The 22,622-nt window shown below is 58.1% G+C and carries 21 protein-coding genes; 11 read left to right on the forward strand and 10 right to left on the reverse strand.

All coding sequences use genetic code 11. The features are described 5' to 3' along the window. Positions 1-2 precede the first annotated feature (2 nt). From Q0753_RS01810 to Q0753_RS01825, 4 genes are all read right to left on the reverse strand, one after another. Entirely contained in the window at positions 3-416 is a 414-nt protein-coding gene (locus tag Q0753_RS01810) for a rhodanese-like domain-containing protein (protein ID WP_298716291.1), read from the reverse strand. 133 nt (positions 417-549) lie between these two features. After that, complete coding sequence (locus Q0753_RS01815; protein ID WP_298716293.1) at positions 550-999, reverse strand: YtoQ family protein; 450 nt, start codon at positions 997-999, stop codon at positions 550-552. Between the two features lie 77 nt (positions 1,000-1,076). Next, the gene (locus Q0753_RS01820) at positions 1,077-2,171 is read right to left on the reverse strand and encodes a PQQ-dependent sugar dehydrogenase (RefSeq protein ID WP_298716297.1); all 1,095 of its coding nucleotides are present in this window, start codon (positions 2,169-2,171) and stop codon (positions 1,077-1,079) included. Positions 2,172-2,261: 90 nt separating this feature from the next. Next, positions 2,262-2,576: a pyrimidine/purine nucleoside phosphorylase gene (locus Q0753_RS01825; RefSeq protein WP_298716301.1), complete on the reverse strand. Its 315-nt coding sequence runs from the start codon at positions 2,574-2,576 to the stop codon at positions 2,262-2,264. Positions 2,577-2,784: 208 nt separating this feature from the next. On the opposite strand from Q0753_RS01825, the gene ovoA reads away from it, so the two are divergent. Continuing rightward, positions 2,785-4,899: a 5-histidylcysteine sulfoxide synthase gene (gene ovoA, locus Q0753_RS01830; RefSeq protein ID WP_298716304.1), complete on the forward strand. Its 2,115-nt coding sequence runs from the start codon at positions 2,785-2,787 to the stop codon at positions 4,897-4,899. A 509-nt stretch (positions 4,900-5,408) separates the two neighbouring features. Here ovoA and Q0753_RS01835 read toward each other — a convergent pair. Both Q0753_RS01835 and Q0753_RS01840 read right to left on the reverse strand, forming a co-directional pair. Continuing rightward, complete coding sequence (locus Q0753_RS01835; RefSeq protein ID WP_298716307.1) at positions 5,409-6,815, reverse strand: nucleobase:cation symporter-2 family protein; 1,407 nt, start codon at positions 6,813-6,815, stop codon at positions 5,409-5,411. Between the two features lie 352 nt (positions 6,816-7,167). Next, positions 7,168-7,980 (reverse strand): pyruvate, water dikinase regulatory protein, encoded by an 813-nt coding sequence (locus Q0753_RS01840; protein ID WP_298716310.1) that lies wholly within the window; start codon positions 7,978-7,980, stop codon positions 7,168-7,170. 186 nt (positions 7,981-8,166) lie between these two features. Between Q0753_RS01840 and ppsA the strand changes: the two genes are divergently transcribed. The 4 genes from ppsA (at position 8,167) to queE (ending at position 12,623) form a co-directional block, all read left to right on the forward strand. Then, positions 8,167-10,545, forward strand: coding sequence for a phosphoenolpyruvate synthase (gene ppsA, locus Q0753_RS01845; RefSeq protein ID WP_298716605.1), 2,379 nt, complete (start codon positions 8,167-8,169; stop codon positions 10,543-10,545). 310 nt (positions 10,546-10,855) lie between these two features. Beyond that, positions 10,856-11,563, forward strand: coding sequence for a 7-cyano-7-deazaguanine synthase QueC (gene queC, locus Q0753_RS01850; protein ID WP_298716313.1), 708 nt, complete (start codon positions 10,856-10,858; stop codon positions 11,561-11,563). Beyond that, the gene (gene queD, locus Q0753_RS01855; protein ID WP_298716316.1) at positions 11,551-11,907 is read left to right on the forward strand and encodes a 6-carboxytetrahydropterin synthase QueD; all 357 of its coding nucleotides are present in this window, start codon (positions 11,551-11,553) and stop codon (positions 11,905-11,907) included. The genes queC and queD overlap by 13 nt, the downstream gene beginning before the upstream one ends. After that, positions 11,904-12,623 (forward strand): 7-carboxy-7-deazaguanine synthase QueE, encoded by a 720-nt coding sequence (gene queE / locus Q0753_RS01860; RefSeq protein ID WP_298716319.1) that lies wholly within the window; start codon positions 11,904-11,906, stop codon positions 12,621-12,623. The genes queD and queE overlap by 4 nt, the downstream gene beginning before the upstream one ends. A gap of 121 nt (positions 12,624-12,744) precedes the next feature. Here the strand turns inward: queE and Q0753_RS01865 are convergent, their stop codons facing one another. Continuing rightward, the gene (locus tag Q0753_RS01865; protein ID WP_298716322.1) at positions 12,745-13,503 is read right to left on the reverse strand and encodes a molybdopterin-synthase adenylyltransferase MoeB; all 759 of its coding nucleotides are present in this window, start codon (positions 13,501-13,503) and stop codon (positions 12,745-12,747) included. Continuing rightward, positions 13,500-14,741, reverse strand: a complete 1,242-nt coding sequence (gene glp / locus Q0753_RS01870) for a gephyrin-like molybdotransferase Glp (protein WP_298716324.1) — start codon at positions 14,739-14,741, stop codon at positions 13,500-13,502. Before glp ends, Q0753_RS01865 begins: the two co-directional genes overlap by 4 nt. A gap of 170 nt (positions 14,742-14,911) precedes the next feature. Between glp and folE the strand changes: the two genes are divergently transcribed. Beyond that, complete coding sequence (gene folE / locus Q0753_RS01875) at positions 14,912-15,568, forward strand: GTP cyclohydrolase I FolE (protein ID WP_298716326.1); 657 nt, start codon at positions 14,912-14,914, stop codon at positions 15,566-15,568. 79 nt (positions 15,569-15,647) lie between these two features. On the opposite strand, the gene Q0753_RS01880 is transcribed toward folE, so the two are convergent. Beyond that, on the reverse strand, positions 15,648-16,532 hold the full coding sequence (locus tag Q0753_RS01880; protein ID WP_298716329.1) for a LysR family transcriptional regulator: 885 nt from the start codon (positions 16,530-16,532) through the stop codon (positions 15,648-15,650). A 223-nt stretch (positions 16,533-16,755) separates the two neighbouring features. On the opposite strand from Q0753_RS01880, the gene Q0753_RS01885 reads away from it, so the two are divergent. From Q0753_RS01885 to speA, 5 genes are all read left to right on the forward strand, one after another. Then, a complete protein-coding gene (locus Q0753_RS01885; protein ID WP_298716332.1) occupies positions 16,756-17,319 on the forward strand; it encodes a YceI family protein in 564 nt (187 codons plus the stop codon). A 14-nt stretch (positions 17,320-17,333) separates the two neighbouring features. Beyond that, entirely contained in the window at positions 17,334-18,065 is a 732-nt protein-coding gene (locus tag Q0753_RS01890) for a hypothetical protein (RefSeq protein ID WP_298716335.1), read from the forward strand. Positions 18,066-18,154: 89 nt separating this feature from the next. Continuing rightward, the gene (locus tag Q0753_RS01895; RefSeq protein WP_298716337.1) at positions 18,155-18,427 is read left to right on the forward strand and encodes a SelT/SelW/SelH family protein; all 273 of its coding nucleotides are present in this window, start codon (positions 18,155-18,157) and stop codon (positions 18,425-18,427) included. A gap of 156 nt (positions 18,428-18,583) precedes the next feature. Further along, on the forward strand, positions 18,584-19,519 hold the full coding sequence (locus Q0753_RS01900) for a patatin family protein (protein WP_298716340.1): 936 nt from the start codon (positions 18,584-18,586) through the stop codon (positions 19,517-19,519). Positions 19,520-19,758: 239 nt separating this feature from the next. Further along, a complete protein-coding gene (gene speA / locus Q0753_RS01905) occupies positions 19,759-21,663 on the forward strand; it encodes a biosynthetic arginine decarboxylase (RefSeq protein ID WP_298716343.1) in 1,905 nt (634 codons plus the stop codon). 165 nt (positions 21,664-21,828) lie between these two features. Here speA and Q0753_RS01910 read toward each other — a convergent pair whose 3' ends face one another. Next, positions 21,829-22,293 (reverse strand): Lrp/AsnC ligand binding domain-containing protein, encoded by a 465-nt coding sequence (locus tag Q0753_RS01910; protein WP_298716346.1) that lies wholly within the window; start codon positions 22,291-22,293, stop codon positions 21,829-21,831. Between the last annotated feature and the right edge of the window lie 329 nt (positions 22,294-22,622).

Genomic DNA, 22,622 nt, shown 5'->3' on the forward strand with positions numbered 1-22,622 from the left:
CGTCAGTTCTCTGCCGGGGTTACCGTGTGCGAGGCGGGTGCCAGCGTGATGCGCTCGGCCTGAACAGGTGTCGCCTCGGGCGCCATGTATCGGCCGGGTAACCCGTCGGCGGCAAGATCATCAAAGCCGCCTTTGGCGCTTACCTGCCGATAACCCAGTGTCTGTAATGCTTCGCTGGCCTGCTGCGCGCGGTTACCGCCACTGTCATACAGGTTCAGGGGTGTGTTTTTGTCCGGGTAGCGGGTGCTGACGTCCCGGGCAATACGGGTATGGGGAATATGAATGGCCTCTGCCAGGTGTTGCCGGGCGTACTCTTCGGGGCTGCTCACATCTATCCATACCGGCTCGGCGGCCAGCAGCGGCAGCGCCAGGCCCAGCAACAGACTCGGCAAGAGTAGGGTGACTCGGTTATTCATGGGGTAAATACCTCTGTTTCAATCACGACAAGTGTAAAACAGAAGTGGTCGGTACATGGGGGCGGAAAGGGCCGTAGCCGACAGAACCCGGCACAGCGAAAAGAAATCCCCCGCGAGCGCGGGGGATGAGCCATCAAGACAGCAGGTAAGACAGAATTTCCACTACCTGTTCCGGGTGGCGACAGGTGGCCTTGGCGGCCTCGTCCACTTCTTTCAGGGCGTGGTCGTGCTCGGCATCGTGCAGGGTGATGATGGGCTTGCCGGACGCGACGGCAAAACCGGCGTCAAAGGCGGCATTCCACTGCTTGTATTTGGGTCCGAAACGAACCACCACCACATCGGCCTGCTTGATGTGGGTCGAGGTGCGAATGCTGTTGATGCCGGAGGCCTTGCGGTCACGCCAGAAGTTATCTTCTTCGGCGCCCAGAATATTCACGCCCACCATGTCGCTGGTGTCGTGATCGGTAACAGCCGAGTTGAACTCGACGGCCAGACCCTGGGCCTTGGCACCCTCGATAATACGCTCACGCCAGTCGCTGTGGATTTCGCCGGACAGATACACATTCCAGATTTTCTGACTCATTATGTATTCCTTTTTGTTCACAAAGGTAATTTAAATAAAATACAGTTGTTAAAGGTTAACGCATTTTTACGCTAAAATCAGCCCTCGGGTGATGCCGGTGCCACCAGCTTGAGCAATTTGCCGTTGCTTGCATCGGTGAGTACATAGATGCCCCCATCACGGGCCTGTACCAGGGTACGAATCCGGCTGCCAAGTTCGTCCAGCAGATGCTGCTCCTGGGTGACCTGCTCGCCGTCCAGCGTGAGTCGCACCAGCTTGCGGGCCTTGAGGGCGCCGATAAAGAGCGAGTCCTGCCATTGGGGGAACTGACTGCCGGTATAGAACAGCATGCCTGAAGGGGCGATGGAGGGCACCCAGACCCAGATTGGATCTTCCATGTCCGGATGGTGGCTGCCCTGGCCGATGGCGCCGCCGCTGTATTCCTGGCCGAAGGTCACCACCGGCCAGCCGTAGTTGACTCCGGGCTTGATGATGTTCACCTCATCGCCCCCGCGCGGACCATGCTCCTGCGCCCAGAGCACGCCGCTCCGCGGATGAATGGCGGCACCCTGTATGTTGCGATGACCATAGCTCCAGATGGCGGGTAGGGCATAGCGGCGCTCGACGAACGGATTGTCTTTGGGCACTCGACCGTCGTCGTGCAGGCGAATGATCTTGCCCAGATGATTGTCGAGCTGTTGGGCCATGTCCCGCGAGTGATAACGCTCGCCGGTGGTAATGAACAGATAACCCTGGGGGTCGAAGGCCAGGCGCGAGCCGAAATGGGCGCCGCCCGAGGTTTTGGGATATTGCTCGAAGATGCTCTGGGTGTCGATCAAGCGGTTGCCGGTCAATTTGGCCCGCGCCACGGCGGTGCCGGCACCCCCGGGGCCGGGCTGACTGTAACTGAAATACAGCCAGAGGTTGTCGGTAAAGTCGGGGTGCAGCGCCAAATCGAGCAAGCCGCCCTGGCCACCGGCTTTGATGTCGGGCAGGCCGTCGATGGCGGTCCGGCTGCCATCGGCATTCAGGCGCAGCAAGCGGCCCCGGCGCTCGCCGACCAGCAGCTCGCCATTGGGCAGCTCAACCAGTCCCCAGGGGTGGTGCAGGCCGTCGGCCAGGGTTTCAATACGGTATTCGGCGGCGGTCAGCGGCGTGGCCAGCAGACCCAGTAACAGCAATAGCGTGCGCATAAGGTTCTCCCCTTCAATGACGGGATAACTATAGCGGGATTGAGGAGGGGAGACACTCTGCCCCTAAAGGCAGAGTGCTTGGCTCAAATCTTACTCGAAGTAGGAGCAGCAGTAATCCACCAGGCTGTGGATCTTGAGCTTGAAGATGGCGTTGGCCGGTACGTTGAACGACTCGCCGCCCTTGATGGCCTGCCAGCTGTCGCTGCCCGGCAGTTGTACTTCCAGCTCGCCGGCGAGAATTTCCATCAGCTCGGCGGCGGCGGTGTCGAAGGTGTACTCGCCCGGCAGCATGATACCCAGGGTCTTGCGGCTGCCATCGGCAAATTTGACCACCCGGCTGGTGACTTTGCCGCCGTCGTAGACATTGGCTTTCTTGATGACGGTGACGTTGTCGAATTGAGTCATGATACTTCCTGTAATGATGAAAAAAACGGGGCCACGTTTATAGCACAGGGGCAGCGCTTTGAAACCGATTTTTTGTCGGTGCGGGCGACGGCCTTGCTGGTGGAAAGACAGGTCAGGGTTGTCGGGTCTAGTGTCTGTCCGATAATGTGGCCAGGCGTTACCGTATCGCCATACCAACAACAAAAACAGACATCAATCAGGGAAGGCTATGGAAACATTAACAGAGGTGGTGAGTAAAACCCCGTTATTGACCGGCCGCTCGGCCGAGCAAAAGCGGGAAGAAATTCGGCATTACTTTCATCAGACTTATACGCTGTACGAGAGCCTGTTCGATTGCATCAACAGCGACGAGGCCTATTACCTGCGGCCAGAGCCACTGCGGCACCCGCTGATCTTCTACTTTGGTCATACCGCGGTGTTTTTCATCAACAAGCTCCTGTTGGGTAAATTTCAGGACGGCCGGCTGAACGAGCGGCTGGAGTCGATGTTTGCCATCGGGGTGGACGAAATGTCCTGGGACGATTTGAACAGCGCTCATTATGACTGGCCCACGGTGGCCGAAACCCGTGCCTACCGTGCTCGAGTGCGAGAGGTGGTCGACCGGCTGATCAGCGAGATGCCGCTGGCCCTGCCCATTACCCAGGATTCACCGGCCTGGATCGTGCTGATGGGCATAGAGCATGAACGCATTCATCTCGAGACCTCGTCGGTGATCATGCGCATGTTGCCGTTGTCCTACCTGAATGCGCATCCGTTGTGGGCCGCCTGTGCCGAGTCTGGCCCGGCGCCGCAAAACAGTTTGCTGCCGGTGGCGGGCGAGACCATGACCCTCGGCAAACCGGCGGCGGCGGCCACCTATGGCTGGGACAACGAATACGGCCAAAAGACCGTCGCGGTACCCTCGTTCAAGGTAGCGAAACACCTGGTCTCCAACGGCGAATTTCTGGCTTTCGTGAACGCAGGCGGCTATGGCGAACCTCGATTCTGGACCGAAGAGGGCCGGCGCTGGCTAAGCTATACCGGCGCCGAGATGCCGCGGTTCTGGTCGCACCGTAACGGCGAATATGTGCAGCGTAACCTGTTGCAGGAAATGCCGCTGCCGCTGGACTGGCCGGTGGAGGTGAATTACCTGGAGGCCAAGGCCTTCTGTAACTGGAAAGCCGAGCAGAGCGGCAGCCACATACGGCTGCCGACCGAGGCGGAATGGACCTTGCTGCGCAACCGGCTGGATGCGGATCAGCCCGACTGGGAAACGGCCCCCGGCAATATCAACCTGGAGCATTTCGCCTCGTCCTGCCCGGTGAACCGCTTCGAACATGAGGGCCTGTTCGATGTGGTGGGCAACGTCTGGCAATGGACCGAAACGCCGATAGACGGCTTTCCCGGCTTTGACGTGCATCCGCTCTATGACGACTTTTCTACTCCGACCTTCGACGGCCGCCATAACCTGTTCAAGGGCGGATCCTGGATCTCGACCGGTAACGAGGCGACCCGTTATTCCCGCTATGCCTTTCGCCGGCATTTCTTTCAGCATGCGGGCTTTAGATACATTGAATCCGATAGCGCAGAGGTACCCGTGGAACCTGTAAATACCTATGAAACCGATGCTTTGGTGGCCCAGTACCTGGAGTTTCACTATGGCGATCACTATTTCAATGTGCCCAACTATCCGGTGGCCTGTGTACAGGCGCTGATGGCGCTGGCGCCGAATCTCAACCGGGGCCGGGCGCTGGATCTGGGCTGCTCGGTGGGACGCGCCAGTTTCGAACTGGCCCGTCATTTCGCCCAGGTGGATGGCATCGATTTTTCTGCCCGCTTTATTCAGCACGGTTTTCAGCTCAAGGAAAGCGGTCAGACCCGTTTTGCCATTCCTACCGAAGGCGAGCTGGTGGAGTTCAAGGAAACCAGCCTCGAGGAGCTGGGTTATGCCGGCCTGGCCGACAGAATTGATTTTGTGCAGGGCGATGCCTGTAACCTCAAGCCGCGTTTCACCGGTTATGATCTGGTTTTCTGTGGCAACCTGATCGACCGGCTCTACGATCCGGCGCTGTTTTTGAGCCAGGTACACGAGCGGCTGAATGCCGGCGGTTATCTGGTGTTGACCTCGCCCTATACCTGGCTGGAAGACTACACCCCGAAGGCCAAGTGGCTGGGCGGCATCAAGGTCAACGGCGAGAACTTCACCACTCTGGATGGCCTGAAAGCCGCGCTGATGGAACGCTTCGAGCTGGTGGGGCAGCAGGATATTCCCTTCGTGATCCGCGAAACCCGCCGCAAGTTTCAGCACACCCTGGCCGAGATGACGGTGTGGCGGCTGAAATAATACCAATCTAAGTAAAAATATGATCTAGTTTAAAACTGAATACTCGAGGAAACAGAGTCACCTCCCGCGACACGCCATAAACCCATCCATGGGGGCTCGGAAAATGCCATCTGACCGCCAGGGATGGCGGGAATGCCGGAACGGCAGGAGCATTTTCCGGCCCTGGCATTTCACGGTCGTGGGAGCCGATCTCTGTTGCCTCTCCTTAAGCACCGAGTTGTCTGCAGGGCACTCCCACAGGCGACGCCGCAGCAGAGGGGCGGATGAAGGGTTCAACTCTACCGACCATCACATGACAGGACGTCATGTGCTGAGCGTCGCAGGGATGCGGTTCAGCGTGTCGGTGGAGTCGACCCTTCGTTCGACCTTTTCGGGGCAGCCAAACAGATCAGTTAGTTTTACAGATTGGTATGACACTCAGCCACAAAAAAAGCCGGTCTTGCGACCGGCTTTTTGGGTGTTATACCCGAGTGCTATGGATTTTCATCCTTGCCGTTCGGCTTACCCTTTCAATTGCTGGCTTCTATCTTCATGTTGCCATCACAGGGCTCGCTCTCGGTGTCACCGTTCATTTCCCGCTCAATCTGTTCACGCTCACGCGCTTCGTCTTTCAGCGACTTCTTGGGCAGAACCATGTTCAGGGTAAAGGCGACGGTCGCGGCCACGATAACCGGTGAGCCGATCAGCATGCGAGCGGTGTCGGGCAGCAGGGCAATGGCTTCGGGTACCGTGTTGATACCCATGGCCAGCGCTACGGACAGGGCGGCGATGGTGATGTTGCGGGAAGACAGTTCGTCTTTCACCAGCAGCTGAATACCGGTCATGGTGATCATGCCGAACACTATGATGGTGGCACCACCCAGAACCGGGTAGGGGATGGTGGTCATGGCGGCGCCAAACTTGGGCAGCAGACCGGCCAGAATCAGGAACACGGCGGCAATACCCAGCACATAGCGGCTGATGACCTTGGTCATGGCCACAATGCCGACGTTCTGACTGAACGAAGCGGTCGGCAGGCCACCGAAGAAGGCACCTACCAGAGTACAGAGACCGTTGCCCAACAGGCCACCGGACAGTTCTTTGTCTTTCATTTCGCGGCCCATGCCGCCGATGGCGGTGGCCGAGAGGTCACCGATAGTCTGTACCGAGTTGACGATACAGATGACGACCATGGAGATGACGGCAGAAGTATGGAACTCGATGCCCATGGCAAAGGGAGTCGGAATCATCACCCAGGGCGCTTCGGCCAGGCGGGTAAAGTCGACCATGCCGAAGAAGAACGACAGGGTGTAGCCCACCAGAATGCCGACAATAATGGCGGCCAGACGGAAATAACCTTTGGCAAATTGTGAACAACACAGCACCACGGCCAGGGTGGTCAGACCCACCAGCCAGTTCTGGCCGCTGCCGAAGCCTTCGGCGGCGGTGTTACCGCTGCCGGCCATGTATTTGATGGCGATGTCATACAAGGACAAACCGATAACCAGTACCACGGTGCCGGCCACCACGGGCGGGAACAGATGACGTATCTGCTTGATGAAGATACCAACGATAATCATGGCGATACCGCCGGCAATCTGGGCACCCAGAATACCGGGAATGCCGTAGACACTGCCGATGGCAATCAGGCTGGGCACATAGGCGAAACCCACGCCGAAGATGGTCGGCATGCCGGCACCGAGACGGCCGACCGGGTAAAGTTGCAGCAGGGTGGACACACCGGAGAAAAACAGGGCTATCTGTACCAGCAGCATGGTTTCCTGGGCGGTGGCACCGGCTACGCCGGCCACGATGAGTGGGGGCGTGACGGCGCCCATGATCATTGCCAGTATGTGCTGGAACGAGAGCGGCAGCGCCTTACCGAAAGAGGGCTTGCCGTAGTAATCGAATACTGACTTGCTTTGATTGTGTTTCATTGCATAAGTCCTGAGTGTTTCTCAAGTAGGTTTTTGCTACCTTCTCACGCTGTTATTGTTGTTGTGCGAGAGCAGCTTGCATCACCGGTATCGACATAATGCCGCCGGTAGCCCTGTTGAACACCTGGTTGTGTACATGGTTGTGTTTCGCTATCGAATACAAGCGTCACACACCACTCTGAACACAACCGGGTATCCACCTTCATAACCGAAGCTATGTTCTACGCCGTGCTGAGTTAAACTCTAGGTGCAATGTATACATTTTTGTAAACACCAAATCAACATTTTGTTTGTTTTTGTGCGCAATGCCGGGGAGCAGATCTCAGTTTTATGAAGTTTTTATTGTATTCAATCAATAAATGCGGCGGCGGATCCCGGTACGCTCCAGAATTTTGACCGAAATCTCTTCCACCGAGTGATAGGTGGTGTCGATAAAGGGGATGGCTTCCATGCGGAACATGCGCTCTACCTGATCCAGTTCGTAACGACACTGCTCGGCGGCGGAGTAGCGGCTGTCGGCTCGACGGCGCTGGCGGATTTCCTGCAGCCGGCCGGCGTCGATGGTCAATCCGAACAGTTTGTGACGGTTTCTTTTGAGTGCCGGGGGCAGATTCAGCCGGCTCATGTCCTGATCGATAAAGGGGTAATTGGCGACCCGAATACCGAATTGCAGGGCCAGATACAGGCTGGTCGGGGTCTTGCCGCAGCGGGATACACCAACGAGGATGATATCGGCTTCGTCATATTCCTTGGTGGTGACGCCGTCGTCGTTATCGAGCGCGTAGTTTACCGCATCGATACGCGAATCGTAATGTTTCTTGTTGTCCATGCTGTGGGTGCGGTGAGTACGGGGCTCGGCCTTGACACCGAGTTGTTGCTCGATGGGAGCCACGAAGGTGTTGAGAAAGTCGTAACACATGGCATCGCTGCTGGTGATGATGTTGCGCAGGGTATTGTCGACAATGGTGTGAAACACCAGGGGCTGCTTGCCGCTTTGATGATAACTGTCGTTGATTTTGGCTTTTACCGCCCGGGCCTTGCCTTCATCTTCCACAAAGGGGATGGTAAATTGCTCGAAAGGCAGGGGGAACTGGCTCAGTACTGCATGGCCGAATACTTCGGCTGTGATCGCCGTCCCATCAGAAACATAAAAAACCGTGTGCATGGGACCTCCAGATCTCACTTTTGGGTATTGGCGCAGGTTAAACGTTTACCCGCTTTTTGACGCCATTGTAGAATCATTCGGTGTCAAGGCCCAGCCGCACCATAAAATAATCAGGGCTCTGCATGAATACACACGATGCAGAGCGAAATACGCACCCCCAAGAACATTTTTGTTGGAGACGTGGCAGTGAAGGAATATGTGATTTGGTACCAACAGCTCGGTATGCACGATGTAGATCGGGTAGGCGGAAAAAATGCCTCTCTGGGCGAGATGATTAGCCAGCTGTCCGGAGCCGGAGTGTCGGTTCCCGGCGGTTTCGCCACCACCGCCTTCGCCTTTAACGAGTTTCTGGAGCAGAGCGGACTCAACGCAAAAATTCATGACCTGCTGGATACCCTGGACGTGGACAATATCCAGGCCCTGGGTGATGCCGGCAACACCATTCGTCAGTGGGTAATCGATACGCCTTTTCAGCCCGAGCTGGAAGCGGCCATTGCCGGTGCCTATCATGAGCTGACCGGCCAGGCCGGCGATCTGGCCTCCTTTGCGGTGCGCTCGTCCGCCACCGCCGAAGACATGCCCGACGCCTCTTTTGCCGGCCAGCAGGAAACCTTCCTCAACGTACGTGGCCTGGACGCCGTGATGGTGGCCATCAAGCACGTATTCGCCTCCCTGTTTAACGATCGCGCCATTTCCTACCGGGTTCATCAGGGCTACGACCATCGCGGCGTGGCGCTGTCGGCCGGCATTCAGCGCATGGTGCGTTCCGACATCGCCGCTTCCGGGGTCATGTTTACCCTGGACACCGAGTCCGGCTTCGATCAGGTGGTGTTCATCACTTCCTCTGTCGGTCTGGGCGAAATGGTGGTGCAGGGCGCAGTCAACCCGGATGAATTCTATGTGCACAAACCGACCCTCAAGGCCGGTCGCCCGGCGGTGGTGCGCAAGACCCTGGGTTCCAAGCTGCAGAAGATGATCTACGCCGATGGCGTAGAGCTCGGCAAGCAGGTGGAGATCAAGGAAACCAGCCGCGAAGAGCGCCGCCATTTCTCGTTGACCAACATTGAGGTGATGGAGCTGGCCAAACAGGCGGTGATCATCGAAAAACACTACGGCCGCCCGATGGACATCGAGTGGGCCAAAGACGGTATCGACGGCCAGCTGTATATAGTACAGGCGCGTCCCGAAACCGTGCGCAGCCGCCAGGATGCCAATGTACTGGAGCGTTTTGCCCTCAACGAAACCGGCAAGGTTATCGCCGAAGGCCGCTCCATCGGCCACAAGATCGGTGCCGGCACCGCCAAGGTGATTGCCTCTATCGAACAAATGGACGACATCAAGCCCGGTGACGTGCTGGTGACCGACATGACCGACCCGGACTGGGAGCCGATCATGAAGCGGGCCGCCGCCATCGTGACCAATCGCGGTGGCCGTACCTGTCACGCGGCCATTATTGCCCGTGAGCTGGGCATTCCGGCGGTAGTCGGCTGTGGTGACGCCACCCAGCGCATTCAGGATGGTCAGCAAGTGACCGTGTCCTGCGCCGAGGGCGATACCGGCTTTATCTACGACGGTCAGCTCGAGTTCAAGGTCAACACCTCCGAAGTCGGCTCCATGCCGGTGTCGCCGGTGAAGGTGATGATGAACGTGGGTAACCCGGACCGGGCATTCGACTTTGCTCAGCTGCCCAATGCCGGTGTGGGTCTGGCACGACTGGAGTTCATTATCAATCGCATGATTGGTGTGCACCCCAAGGCGCTGCTGAATTACGACACCCAGAGCCCGGAGCTGAAGCTGAAGATCGACGAAGTCATCGCCGGCTACGAGAGTCCGCGCGAGTTCTTCGTGGCCAAGCTGGCCGAAGGGATCTCTACCCTGGCATCCGCCTTCTGGCCGGAGCGGGTGATTGTGCGCATGTCCGACTTCAAGTCGAACGAGTATGCCAACCTGATGGGCGGTGACGCCTATGAGCCGGATGAAGAAAACCCCATGCTGGGTTTCCGGGGCGCTTCTCGCTATATCTCCGAAGACTTCCGCGACTGTTTCGCCATGGAGTGCGAGGCGATGAAGCGGGTGCGCAACGACATGGGTCTGACCAACGTCGAAATCATGATTCCCTTCGTGCGAACCCTGACCGAAGCCGCTTCCGTTATCGACATTCTGGCGGAAAACGGCCTCAAGCGTGGCGAAGCCGGCCTCAAGGTGATCATGATGTGCGAACTGCCTTCCAACGCCCTGTTGGCGGACAAGTTCCTGGCCTACTTCGACGGCTTCTCCATCGGCTCCAATGACATGACCCAGCTTACTCTGGGCCTGGATCGGGACTCGGGACTGGTGGCCGGCTCGTTCGACGAGCGGGACGAGGCGGTGAAGGCGTTGTTGTCGATGGCCATTCAGGCGGCACGCAAGGCCGGCAAGTACGTGGGCATCTGCGGCCAGGGCCCGTCGGATCACGCCGACTTCGCCGCCTGGCTGGTAGAGCAGGGCATCGACTCGGTCTCGCTCAACCCGGACACCGTGATCGACACCTGGTTGTATCTGGCCGAGCATTCGGTAAGCAAATAAGCTTATTCCGGTAAAACCTATTCCGGTAAAACCTATTCCGGTAAAAACGTTAAAGGGCGCTTCGGCGCCCTTTTCTGTGACAGGGAATATTAATTACAGGGAATAGGGATTAGGGATTAGGGACTTGGGATTAGAGGGGGAGTGCATTATTGCCATTCCCCATTCCCCATTCCCCATTCCCCATTCCCCATTCCCCATTCCCTATTCCCCATTCCCCATTCCCCAGTCTTGCGCTTCTCGCCCACGGCGTTAAAATGCACCCCGCTTTTACTCCCGGTCGCAGCCTACCCGGACAAAACAAGGACACAATATGAAAGCATTACTGATCTGCTCCGGTGGATTCGACTCCGTGACCCTGGCTTATCGGCTGGCGGCGGAGCAATCCCTCGGTGCTCTGCTGACCTTCGATTATGGTCAGCGCCACAAGAAAGAAATCGATGCCGCCCGCCTGTGCGCCGAGCGACTCGGGGTACCGCATCTGGTGATGGACATCGGTCACATCGGCCGTCAGCTGTCCGGCTCGGCGCTGACCGACGACATCGAGGTGCCCCACGGCCACTACAGCGAAGAAAACATGAAACTGACGGTGGTGCCCAATCGCAACGCCATCATGCTCACCATCGCTTTCGGCGTGGCCGCCGCCCGTGGTCTGGACACGGTGGCACTGGCGGTACACGGCGGTGATCACTTCATCTATCCCGACTGTCGACCCGACTTTATTCGCCTGTTTGGCGAAATGCAGGCCCGGGCGCTGGACGGCGTGGCCGAAGTGGCCCTGTTTGCCCCCTACGTAGACAGCGACAAGACCGACATCGCCCGCGATGCGGCGCGCTTTACGGTACCGGTGGCCGACACCTGGTCCTGCTACGAAGGCGACGAACTTCACTGCGGTCGCTGTGGCACTTGCGTGGAGCGTATCGAAGCCATGACCCTGGCCGGGGTGGAAGATCCGACTCCCTATCTGGATAAAGAGTATTGGCTCGAGGCCGTGGCGAGGGTGGAAAAATGTACACCATAAAGAAAGAGTTTCACTTTTCCGCCTCCCACCAGCTGCACCAGATGCCGGACTGGCACCCTTGTGCCCGGCTGCACGGTCACAACTACGTGGTGGTCATCGAGCTGCAAAGCGAGGTGCTGGATCAATACGGCTTCGTGCGTGATTACCTTGAACTCAAGGCGTTCAAGGACTACATCGACGACAAGCTCGATCACCGCCACCTCAACGAGGTGCTGGGCGACGAGTGCACCACCGCCGAACGGCTGGCCCGCCATCTGTTCGACTGGGCCCGGGCGCGTTGGCCCGAGGTGAGCGCGGTGGCGGTATCGGAAACCCCCAAAACCTGGGCGGAGTACCGGCCATGAGTATCGCCATCAGCGAGATCTTCGGCCCCACCATTCAGGGCGAAGGGGCGCTTATCGGCGTGCCGACCCTGTTCGTTCGTACCGGTGGCTGCGACTTTCGTTGCAGTTGGTGTGACACCCTCTATGCGGTAGAGCCGCGCTTCAAGGCCGACTGGGCACCGATGAGCGCCGAGGCCATTATGGCCGAGGTGAAGCAATTGAGCGGTGGCCAGCCGCTGCTGGTGACCCTGTCTGGCGGCAATCCGGCGCTGCAGCCATTAAGCGAGCTGCTGGAACTGGGTCATGCCGAGGGCTATACCTTCGCCATGGAAACCCAGGGCAGCAAGGTACAGGACTGGTTTGCGCGGCTCGATCATCTCACCCTCAGCCCCAAGCCGCCGTCGTCCGGCATGGCCTTCAATCGCAGTCGGTTCGAGGCCGGCCTGGCTGCCGCCGGCGAACAGACGCGAGTCAGCCTCAAGCTGGTGATCGCCGACGAGGCCGATTACCAATGGGCGAGGGCAGTGGCCGCCGATTATCCGCAACTGCCGCTGACCCTGCAGCCGTGCAATCCGAGCCCGGCTACCCCCGAGCAGCCGGATCTGGAAACCGACACCGCGTCGCTCAACGCTCGCCTGCGCTGGCTGGTGGACAAGGTGACCGCCGATCGCTGGTTCAACGCCCGGGTACTGCCCCAGTTGCACGTACTGATCTGGAATAACGAACGCGGGGTGTAGCGCTCCGCCAACCCCTGTTTTCAATTCTGCTGGATCTGTAGTGTAAAAGAGGCAACAGGGTTGCCTCTGGGCTACGGCATTCTTTACCCTCTGAAACTATCACATTGCACACCGTCTACTGCTACGAATTTCCCCCGCATATCGGGCAGTCGGGTGCCTTGGGCAGGGTCAGCTCCCGAGTGTTGAGGTTGAGACCGTCGACCAGTAACAGCTTGCCTTTGGGCGAACGACCCATGTTGGCCAGCAGCTTGATCGCTTCCAGCGCCTGCAGGGAACCCATCACGCCCACCATGGGGGCCAGTACCCCGGCCTCCACACAACTCAGGGTGCCGTCGCCCATCAGCCGGCTCAAACAGCCGTAACAGGGCTCATCGTCGCCATAGGTAAAGACGCTGAGCTGGCCTTCCATGCGGATCACCGCCGCCGACACCAAGGGGATTTTGGTGGCAAAGCACAGCCGGTTGACCCGCTGGCGGGTCTCCAGGTTGTCGGTGCCGTCCAGTACCAGCTGATGTTGGGGGATAAGCCGGGTGAGCAGGGCATCATCGGCGTCGCAGGCGTGGGTAACCACCTCGAGATAGGGGTTGGCGGCGCGCAGGCTGTCGGCGGCGGAGTCCACCTTGAGCCGGCCTATATCACCATCCTGATGCAGTACCTGGCGCTGCAGGTTGGACAGCTCGACCCGGTCGTGATCGACCAGGGTGATCTGGCCCACCCCGGCTACCGCCAGATACTGGGCGGCGGCGCAGCCCAGACCACCGGCGCCGATGATCAGCACGGCGGCATTTTTCAATGCCTCCTGCCCCTCTATATCGAACTGGCGCAGCACTATCTGGCGGTTGTAGCGCAGCCATTCGTCGTCGTTGAGTGGCTGCATCACCAGTACAAGCCGTCAATCAGTTCCAGAGTGACCATATCGCCCTCACTCACGTTGCCTCTGTCCTGCTCCAGGTGCAGCAGGCAATTGGCCTCGGCCATGGCGCTGAAAACCGCCGAGCTCTGGGCACCGGCGGCCACGACGCCCAGACTGCCGTCGGCCTGGGTGCTGACCGTGCCACGCTGAAAGTCCATGCGGCCGGGACTTTTCTTGAATGGCATCAGCGCCTTCGCCTGCAGCAAAGGAGTGGGCTTGAGAGTTTCACCGGCCAGGGTGGCCAGAGCCGGGCGCACCAGCAGGTGAAAGGTGACGGCGGCCGATACCGGATTGCCGGGCAGGCCGAAGAAGGGACAGTTGTTGATGTGGCCGAAGGCGAAAGGCTTGCCGGGCTTGATGGCCAGTTTCCAGAAGCCGATGCGGCCCACCTCTTCCAGCACCTGCTTGGTGTAGTCCGCATCGCCCACCGACACGCCACCGGAGGTGATCAGCGCATCGGCTTCGGTGGCGGCCTTGATAAAGGCCTGACGGATCAGCGCAGGATCGTCCTGGATAATGCCGTAGTCGAGGACCCGAATGCCGAGCCGTTCGAGCATGGCGCCGACACCGATGCGATTGGAGTCATAAATATCGCCGGGGGCGAGCAGCTCGCCCGGGCTTTTCAGCTCGTCACCGGTCGACAGCAAGGCCACCGTCAGCTGACGTTGAACATAGACCTGCTCCAGCCCGAGCGAGGACAGTACCGACAACACCCGGGCGTTGATGCGGGTGCCGGCGGCAAAGACCCGTTCGCCCTGGGCCAGATCCTCGGCGGGCAAACGTACATGCCGGCCTTCGGTCACCGGGCCCCGGGGGTAGATGATGTTGTGCTCCGAGCGGCAGTTTTCCTGCATCACCACGGCGTCGGCGCCCAGCGGCAGGGCGGCACCGGTCATGATGCGTACGCATTCACCGGGCCCAATGCTGCCGTTGAACGGATGCCCGGCCAGGCTGGTACCGACCAGGGTGAGGGCGGCCTCGTCGGTTACATCGGCGGCGCGCAGGGCGTAGCCGTCCATTGCCGAGTTGGCGAAAGAGGGCACGTCGAGGGGAGAGTGAATATCGTCGGCCAAAATACGGTTCAGCGCCTGTTCCAGCGAAACGGGGGTGCTGTCGGTTATTGCCTCGAGACGAGAGAGCATCTCGTGTCTGGCGTCGAGATAGGGACGCAGTCCGGGTTGGCTGTCGCAATCATGAATGGCCATCTTGGGTTACCTGTTGTGGGGACGGTTGAGCTCATTATTCCAGTTTAAAATGTTTTTTGTCATCTTTCTCTGCAGGTTAGGAAATGAATCCATCATTCACACCAGACCATAAATGCACTACCATTCCAGCAGTTTTTTTACCGCTTTTTATTTATTCAACGGAGCCTGTCATGACCGCTTTGAGCGACGCCGCCATTCGAGTTCGTTCTGCCCTCGAGGCCAGGGGACTGGAAACCCCGATGAAAAGTAATCATCTGACCCTGGATGAAAAACAGTCGCGCATTACCGGCCTGATGACCGAGATGATGGACGTGCTGGGCCTGGATCTCGAAGATGACAGCCTGGCCGAAACCCCGCAGCGCATCGCCAAGATGTATGTGCGTGAAATTTTCTCCGGTCTGGATTACAGCTACTTCCCCAAAATCACCCTGATCGAGAACAAGATGAAGGTGGATGAAATGGTGCAGGTGCGGGACATCACCCTGACCAGCACCTGCGAGCATCACTTCGTGACCATCGACGGTACGGCTACCGTGGCCTATATTCCGCGCAGCAAGGTGATTGGGCTGTCGAAGATCAACCGCATCGTGCAGTTTTTTGCCCGTCGCCCGCAGGTGCAGGAACGACTGACCCAGCAGGTGCTGGTGGCCTTGCAGGCGCTGCTGGAGTCGGATGACGTCGCGATCAGCATTACTGCCACCCATTATTGTGTGAAGGCCCGCGGCGTGATGGATGCCACCAGCGCCACCACCACCACCTCGCTTGGTGGTATTTTCAAGAGCCGTCCCGAAACCCGCCAGGAGTTTCTGATGGGGGTAAAACGCTGATCGTCACTCGTTAATGGTGGTTCGTTAGCCATGGTTCGTTAACCATGGTTCATCAAGAACAAGGGCGCCGATGCGCCCTTTATTTTGTCTGTTTGAAGCAGTCTTCCATGTATTCCACAAAGCACTTTACCCGACTGGGCAGAAAATGCCGGTGCGGGTAGAGCAGGTTCAGGCTGACAGCCGGTAGTTCAAACTCTTCCAGCAGCGGCACCAGGGTTCCCTGCGCCAGATAATCTTCCACGATAAAGCGGGGCTGCATGATCACGCCCATGCCCTGACTGGCGGCCAGGGCCAGTGCCCGGCCGGTATTGGCACGCATGGCGCCTTTGGGCCGCACCGGATAATGGTGCCCCTGTTGCCGATAGCTCCATTGCGGTTCGCTCAGGGTATAGAGCAGGCAGTTATGGTCGGCTAGCGCCGAAGGATGAGAGGGAGTGCCGTGCCGGTCCAGGTAGTCGGGCGCGGCACAGGTGAGCAGCGGTATCTGTGCCAGAGGGCGGGCAATCAGCGACGAGTCGGGCAGGGCGCCGATGCGCAGCGCCAGATCAAAGTTTTCTTCTACCAGGGCCACCAGACGGTCGCTGTATTCCAGAATCAGCTGAATATCCGGGTAGCGGCGGTGAAACTCCGCCAGTAGCGGCGCCACCTTGAGGGTACCGAAGTCCATGGGCACAGAGATACGAATAGGGCCACTGGGTCGGCGACTGTGATCCGAGATCATGGCGTCGGCCTGCTCCAGCTCGGCCAGAATGGCATGACAGCGTGCGTAATAGAGCTGGCCGGCTTCGGTGACGCTGACCCGTCGAGTCGTGCGCATCAGCAGCCGGGCGTTGAGATGTTGCTCCAGCAGGCCCACCTGTTTCGATACCATGGCGACCGACAGCTCCAGCTGCTGCGCGGTTTTGGTAAAACTCTGCAGTTCTACTACCTTGCAAAAGGTCCGGATGGCGGATAATTGATCCACGTTTTATGCTTCCTTATACCAATTCCATGAACATTATTTATCATCTTCAACTTCTTTGTTCTCTTTGAAGTACCGGCGTGCCAATAGACAACATTATTAACTAAAAGTTGATAATGTTTTAGTTAAGCTATAATTGTTCTCGTTTGCAAGGCATCCTACTATCTAGTCCAGACGCATCATATGGCGCCATCTGCGCCTGATTTAGGCAGAAACGGAGATTGTTATGAACATGAAAAAAGTAGCCCTGCTGGTTTCTTCCCTGGCACTGGCCGGGCCGGTGATGGCCGCCGATTACAAGGTGGATCCCGCTCATACCACGGCCGTTTTTGAAGTGAGTCACATGGGCTTCAGTACCCTGCTGGGGCGCTTCAACACACTGGAAGGCGAGTACCAGTTCGACGCGGAAAACCCGGCTGCCGCCAAGGCCAGCTTTACCATAGAGGCCGACAGCGTCGATACCAACCATGAAGAACGGGACAAGCATCTGCGCAGCCCCGACTTCTTCGATGTGCGCCAGTATCCGACCCTGAATTTTTCCAGCACCGGTTATGAAGGTGACAAAGACAGCGGCAAGCTGAGTGGCGACCTGACCGTGCACGGCGTGAGCCAGCCGGTGACTTTTGACGTCGATTTTGTCGGCGAGGGTGAAGATCCCTGGGGCGGCTATCGTAACGGTTTCAATGCTGAAACCACCATCAAGCGCAGTGACTTCGGCATGAGTTATGGCCTGCCCGGCGTGGGTGACGACATTCATATCAAGCTGTTTGTCGAAGGCATTCGTCAGTAACGTCGGAGGTTGATATGGGCGTGGATCTGCTGCTGCAGACACTGCTGCCGGCCTTGTTTGCGGGCGCCATCGGTTGGTGGCGCCCGCCTGCATTCTGGTGGCTGGCCGGGGTGGCGGTATGGGTAACCATGGGCTGGGCATCCGGCTGGTATTTGTTACCGACCAAGGGAACCCAGTGGTTGCCGTTTGCCCTCTGGGCAGTGGCGCTGGCCGAACTGTTACCGGGCCTGTGGCGTCGAATACTGACTCCCGTGCTGGTCAGTGGGGTGTTTCTACTGGCGTTATGGCCCTTGCTCGGTCGCTATCCAGAGGCGCTGTTCGGCCTGCTGGTGTTCTGGCTATGGCAGGGCTGGCGAGAGTGGCGCGGCGGTAGCGGCCGGGCCGGGTTGGGCTTTGCCGTCGGTGGTGCCGCTTTCGCCATTACCGTGGCCATCGGCGGCAGCCTGCTGCTGGCCCAGCTCGCCGGATCTCTGGCGGTGCTGGCCGGCATCTTGTGGTTGAGTGGCCTGAATCGTGCCGTGTCCGATCGGCACTTTACCGGCGTTTATGTGTTGTTGCTGACCCTGTGCTGGCAGTTTATCCCCATGGACGGGTGGCTGGTGGCGCTGGCGTTGGTACCGCCTCTGGTGGAGCAGGGTCTGCGCCATAAAGGGGCCGGGTGGTCGGCACTGGCGGCGGTGGTGTCGGCGTTGCTGGTGGGGGCGCTAAGCCTCTGGCTGGTGTGGCCGCAGGACTCGTTATACTGATAGTCATGTTATAAAAAGGGGTCGGCGTCATTTATCGACGCCGACCCCTTTTTCGTTCCGAGACTTTTTATTTTGAGAGAAGGAAAACCATGAAACCGAGAGTGGAAATTCGCTACTGTTCCCTGTGCCGCTGGCTGTTGCGCTCGGCCTGGCTGGCGCAGGAAATATTGTCGACCTTCAATGACGAGGTGGGCGAGGTGGCCCTGATCCCGGGTGAAAAAGGCCAGTTCCAGATCCTGGTCGACGGCACCCTGATTTGGTGTCGGGTGGCCGACGAGGGCTTTCCCGAAGCCAAAGAGGTTAAACAGCGGTTGCGGGATCATATCGCGCCGGACAGAGACCTGGGCCACAGTGACCGTTAACCCCGTAATCCGCCCCCACGCGATGGATTGGCTATGATTTTAGTATCGGGTCGAATGCGGGACAGCAGCCTGTCACCCGCATCATAACGTGAATTCCAATCCGTCCCGATGACGGTGCCATGGCACCATGCATACGGTTTGATGAAGGGAATCACTATGACCAATCATGTTTCGGTCAGCCTTGACCATATCACCCCCTTGTATGCCGATGCCGGGGGACGCAGCGGCAAGATGGCCCTGGTGTGTGAAGGGGGCGGGCAGCGGGGCATTTTTACCGCCGGGGTGCTGGATGTCTTTATGGAAGCCCGTTTCGACCCCTTCGATATTCTGATCGGGACCTCGGCCGGTGCACAGAACCTGTCCGCCTTTGTCTGTGATGCCCGGGGGTACGCCCGCACCTTGATTGAGGAATATACCACCCGTGCCGATTTTTTCCGGCCGCTGCACTTTGCCCGTGGCGGTGACCTGGTGGATCTGGACTGGTTTTTCGACGTCCTGACCCATGGCCTGCCGCTGGATATTCACACCGGTCGCAAGCGGCTGAACGGGCGCGAGCTGCTGTTTTGCAGCACCCGTACCGGGGATTACCAACCCCATTATTTTCACCCGGGCGAGAGCGACTGGATGCTGGGGTTGAAGGCGTCCAGCGCGATTCCATTGTTTTACCGGGCCGGAGTGGAGTGGCAGGGAGAACGTTATGTGGACGGTGCCGTCGCCGACGCCATTCCGGTGCGCGAGGCCTATCGTCGCGGGGCGCGCACCATAGTGGTGATCCGCACCGTGCCCCAGCACAGCCGCTTCAGTCCACATTGGGCACGCAAGCTGGAAGGCTGGATAGGCCGGGAACGGCTGGGCGATCTGATGCAGATAGTGGAGGCGCATGAACGCTGCTTCAACGACTTTCACGACTTCATCCATTGCCCGCCGAAGGATGCGCAGATCATCGAGATTTTTCCACACCAGCCGTTGCAAAGCCGGGTGCTGGGATCGAGTCGGGCGCAGCTGGAACAGGACTATGAACTGGGGCGTCATTACGGTCTGCATTTTCTGCATACCCTGGGCTCGTTACTGGAGATACGGGCGGCGCAATAAAATGGCTGCAAGTGGTTTCATACACTGGTCAGCGCCCGAGTCTGTGTGTAGACTCGGCTCCCGTTTTTCAGGACAAGCCATGCCCATGGCCGTTGCCATTAATGTTGGTATTAATGTTGCGGTGATGCTTGCTGAAGTCGCGGGCGCTCGATACCCTCCGAGCGTCAAAAAATTATCGTACCGGGTCTTACCCAGGCCCGGATCTTCTATGACCCTTACAATCAAAGGGGACAAAGAATATGGCTGAATGGTCCGCAAACGACGCGCTCAAAGTATATAACCTGCCTTACTGGGGCGCGGGCTTCTTTCATCTGGACGATCAGGGACGGGTGGTGGTGACTCCCGATAAAACCCGGCCCGAGGCCAAAGTGGTGGTGTCCGAGGTGGTCGAGCAGCTCAAGGCCGAAGGCTATGCCGCGCCGGTGTTGTTGCGTTTTCCCGATATTATCAAAAGCCGCATCGATGCCCTGTTCAATGCCTTTAGCGGCGCCATCGAAGATTACGGTTACGAAGGCGATTACCTGACCGTTTATCCGATCAAGGTCAACCAGCAGCGCGGTGTGCTGGACGCGGTCACCAAGGCCTACAAAGACAAGCCGCGTCTTGGGCTTGAGGCGGGTTCCAAGCCGGAGCTGCTGGCCGTGCTTGCGCACAGTCATGAAACCGAGTCGGTGATCGTCTGTAACGGTTACAAAGACAAGGAATATATTCGTCTGGCGCTGATGGGCACCAAGATGGGCCATCAGGTGTATATCGTCATCGAGAAGCTGTCCGAGCTGACCATGGTGATGGAGGAGGCCAGGCGCCTCAACGTGGCCCCTCGCCTCGGTGTGCGGGCCCGATTGGCCTCCCAGGGTGCCGGCAAGTGGCAGTCCAGCGGCGGTGAAAAGTCCAAGTTTGGCTTGAGCGCGGCTCATGTGCTCAATCTGGTCAAGCAGTTGCGCGATGCAGACTGCCTGGACTGGTTGCAGCTGCTGCACTTTCATCTGGGCTCCCAGATTGCCAACATTCGCGACATTCAGAAAGGCGTGCGTGAATGCGGCCGTTTCTATGGCGAGCTGCGCCGCATGGGCGTACCGGTCGACATCGTCGATGTGGGCGGTGGTCTGGGCGTGGATTACGAAGGAACCCGTTCGCAGAGCTATTGCTCGGCCAACTATAACCTGCGCGAATACGCCAACAATGTGGTGTGGGGTATCGGGGATGTGTGCCGCGAATTCGAGCTGCCTTATCCGTTGATCATCAGTGAATCCGGCCGGGCCATTACCGCGCACCATGCCATGCTGATAGCCGATGTGATCAGCACCGAGTCGGCCAAACCCCAGGCCGCGAAAGCGCCGGCAGACGACGCCGCCTTTCTGCTGCAGAACATCTGGGAAACCTGGGAAGACCTGTGCCAGGAAGATCCGCCATTGCTTGAAATCTACCACGATACCGTGGCCGAGCTGGCCGATGTGCACCAGCAGTACAACATGGGTCTGATGACCCTGGAAGACAGAGCCTGGGCCGAGGAAATGCACCTCAACATCTGTCTGGGCATCAAGTCACGGCTGGATACGGTTAACCGGGCGCACAGACCCATTATCGACGAGCTGAACGAGAAGCTGGCAGACAAGTGTTTCGTCAACTTCTCCCTGTTCCAGTCGCTGCCCGATGCCTGGGGTATCGATCAGATTTTCCCGGTATTGCCGCTGGATGGTCTGGACAGAGCGCCGACCCGTCGTGCGGTGATCCTGGATATCACCTGTGATTCGGACGGTGCCATCGATCAGTACGTGGATGGCCAGGGGGTGGAAACCACGCTGCCGATGCCGGAGTTTATTCCCGGTCAGCCCCAGTATCTGGGCTTTTTCCTGGTGGGCGCCTATCAGGAAATTCTGGGCGACATGCACAACCTGTTCGGTGATACCCACAGCGCGGAAGTGTCGGTAGACGAGCAGGGCAAGGTGGTGGTCAATAACGTGAAAGCCGGCAGCACGGTAGCCGACATGCTGCGTTATGTGGACATAGATCCGTCGGTGATCAACGCCCGTTACGAGGTATTGGTGAATCAGCCGGATCTGGATGAAGAAACCCGCGCCATGCTGATGAAAGAGCTGACCGCCGGTCTGGAAGGGTATACCTATCTGGAAGAAGAGCTGTAAACTTTATAAGCCGTAAGCCGTAAGCCGTAAATGACCAGCGGGAAGTCGACATCGACTTCCCGCTGTTTTTATTTCAGTACAAACGTCGGACAAATGGCCCGCTCCACCGACTCGCTGTGAATACCTCCCTGATACCAAGGAGTTGCCTCTGGTCTAAGGCCGTACCTACAGGCCGAGATCCTTCACACTTTCCATGACCACGAAGGTACTGGTTTGCACCACATGCGGCAGGGTGGAGAGTTTTTCACCCAGCACCATGCGGTAAGCGACCATATCGTTGGTACGTACCTTCAGCAGATAGTCGTAACCGCCGGCGATCATGTGGCACTGCTCGACTTCTCCGATCTTGCGGACGGCCTTGTTAAAGGCGGTCAGGGCCTTGCTGCTGGTATCGTTGAGGGTGACCTGGACAAAGGCGATATGATTCATGCCGAGCTTGCCATGATCGACCAGCGCCGTATAACCGGTGATATAGCCCTGTTCCTCGAGTCGGCGCATTCGCAGCTGGCAGGGGGTCTTCGACAGGCCGACGCGGGAAGCCAGCTCGGTAAGTGTCATTCGAGCATCTTCCTGGAGTTCCTTGATGATCTGCAGATCAGCTCTATCCAGATTTCCTGTTTTTTCTGTCATTTTTGGTTTTTATTCCCATTGGGTTGTTTAAATATATTCCAATATTCTACATACGTTTATTTATTGGTGAAATGGACTATCGGTTTCAGAGCGGTGGCGGTGTGTGTCAACCCTGATAACGCCCGAGAGCAGGCGTCTTCATACTCGAAATCCGGTACTTCTCCGGAGAATGTCGTGCCTTGCCGGGACCAGCTTTGGATGGCGAGGTTAGTCTATTTTCCTGTTATTTATATTTTTATGGTGAAAAGTTAAAAATTAACATTAATAAATAGTCATAAGGTAAGGCTTATGGATTTCATATAGGAAATGTGACTCTCTGTTTGTGGGTA

Origin of the sequence: uncultured Oceanisphaera sp., from assembly GCF_947495715.1 — a bacterium.
Taxonomy (GTDB): domain Bacteria; phylum Pseudomonadota; class Gammaproteobacteria; order Enterobacterales; family Aeromonadaceae; genus Oceanimonas; species Oceanimonas sediminis.